The sequence below is a fragment of the Streptomyces sp. RPT161 genome, from assembly GCF_027533845.1.
Classification (GTDB): domain Bacteria; phylum Actinomycetota; class Actinomycetes; order Streptomycetales; family Streptomycetaceae; genus Streptantibioticus_A; species Streptantibioticus_A silvisoli_A.
Window position 1 is genome coordinate 1 of sequence record NZ_JAPZVN010000073.1, and the last position, 1411, is coordinate 1411.

General features: G+C 65.9%; 1 protein-coding gene. It reads left to right on the top strand.

From position 1 onward, the window contains the following. On the top strand, nt 1-1411 hold a 1411-nt coding region (locus tag O5O46_RS34935; protein ID WP_269859712.1), incomplete at both ends, for a type I polyketide synthase.

The window sequence follows — 1411 nt, forward strand, 5'->3', positions numbered from 1 at the left end:
GGATGAGCCGGACGCGGTGGTCGCGGTGGGTGGTGCGGTCGCGTCGGTGGTCGAGGACGATCTGATCGCGATCGTGGGGATGAGTTGCCGGTTCCCCGGTGGTGTGCAGTCGCCGGAGGATCTGTGGCAGTTGGTGATCTCGGGTGGGGATGGTGTTTCCGGGTTCCCGGCCGATCGTGGCTGGGATCTGGAGCGGTTGTATCACCCGGATCCGGATCACGCGGGTACGTCGTATACGCGTGAGGGTGGGTTCCTGCATGGTGCGGGGGAGTTCGATCCTGCGTTCTTCGGTATCTCGCCGCGTGAGGCGTTGGCGATGGATCCGCAGCAGCGGTTGCTGCTGGAGACGTCGTGGGAGGCGTTCGAGCGCGCGGGTATTGATCCGGCCACGATGCGTGGCAGCCGTACTGGTGTGTTCGCGGGCGTGATGTACCACGACTACCTCGCGGGCCTGGCCGAGTTCCCCGAGGGCGTCGAGGGATACATCGGCACCGGAAACGCGGGCAGCATCGCCTCCGGCCGAGTGGCTTACACCCTCGGACTTGAAGGACCCGCGCTCACCATTGACACCGCCTGCTCCTCTTCACTGGTAGCACTCCACCTCGCCGCGCAGGCGCTGAGGAACGGTGAGTGCTCGATGGCGTTGGCGGGTGGTGTGGCGGTGATGGCCACGCCGGAGACGTTCATTGACTTCAGTCGTCAGCGTGGGTTGTCGGTGGACGGCCGGTGCAAGTCGTTCGCCGAGGCGGCGGATGGTACGGGGTGGGGTGAGGGCGTTGGCATGCTGCTGGTTGAGCGGCTGTCCGACGCGCGTAGGAACGGTCATCCCGTGCTGGCTGTGGTTCGTGGCAGTGCGATCAACCAGGATGGTGCGAGTAACGGGCTTACGGCGCCGAACGGGCCGTCGCAGCAGCGGGTGATTCGGCAGGCGTTGGCTTCGGCTGGTCTTTCGGCGTCGGATGTGGACGCTGTTGAGGCGCATGGCACGGGTACGACGCTGGGTGATCCGATCGAGGCTCAGGCGTTGATCGCCACTTATGGTCAGGGGCGTGCTGGGGACCAGCCGCTCTATCTGGGGTCGATCAAGTCCAATATCGGTCACACGCAGGCGGCGGCTGGTGTTGCTGGTGTGATCAAGATGGTGATGGCGATGCGGCATGGTGTGTTGCCGCAGACCCTGCACGTCGATGAGCCGTCGCGGAAGATCGAGTGGTCCGAGGGTGCTGTGTCGTTGCTGACGCGGTCCCAGCCGTGGCCGCGGACGGGCCGTCCGCGCCGGGCGGGTGTGTCCTCGTTCGGTATCAGCGGTACCAACGCGCACACGATCATCGAGCAGGCTCCCGAGGCGGACGTCCTCGCCGAGCAAGGGGCTACCTGGCCGGTTGTGCCGGTGGTCTTGTCGGCCAAGGGT